Here is a 572-nt window from a genome sequence, read left to right as displayed (position 1 = left end):
CGTGACGAGCTGGGGCAGATGGCTGCGGCGTTGACGAGTGCGCAGGAGAACTTGCGGGGGATCATCGCGGAGGTGGCGGGGACGTCGGAGGCGGTGGCTGCGGCGACGGAGCAGCTGTCTGCGGCGGGTGCGCAGTTCTCGGCGTCGTCGGACGAGACGGCGGCGCAGTCGGGTGTGGTGGCGTCGGCGGCGGAGCAGGTGTCGCAGAACGTGCAGACGGTGGCTGCGGGTGCGGAGGAGATGGGGGCTTCGATCCGGGAGATCGCGCAGAACTCGAACGAGGCGGCGAAGGTGGCGAACAAGGCCACGGAGCGTGCTGCGGCGACGAACGAGACGGTGCAGAAGCTGGGGACGTCGTCGCAGGAGATCGGTGACGTGATCAAGGTGATCACGTCGATCGCGGAGCAGACGAACTTGTTGGCGTTGAACGCGACGATCGAGGCGGCTCGTGCGGGTGAGGCGGGCAAGGGGTTCGCGGTGGTGGCCAGCGAGGTGAAGGAGCTGGCGCAGGAGACGGCGAAGGCGACGGAGGACATCGCGCGTCGGGTGGAGGCGATCCAGGGGGACACGGT

At 68.9% G+C, this 572-nt stretch carries 1 protein-coding gene; it reads left to right on the top strand.

Going from position 1 to position 572, the window contains the following annotated elements:
- The coding region (locus GWJ10_RS19540) for a methyl-accepting chemotaxis protein (RefSeq protein WP_241005911.1) at positions 1–572 on the top strand (572 nt) is incomplete at both ends.

Source organism: Cellulosimicrobium sp. SL-1 (assembly GCF_011033075.1).
GTDB classification, from domain to species: domain Bacteria; phylum Actinomycetota; class Actinomycetes; order Actinomycetales; family Cellulomonadaceae; genus Cellulosimicrobium; species Cellulosimicrobium funkei.
This window is presented reverse-complemented; position numbering and strand designations above follow the sequence as displayed.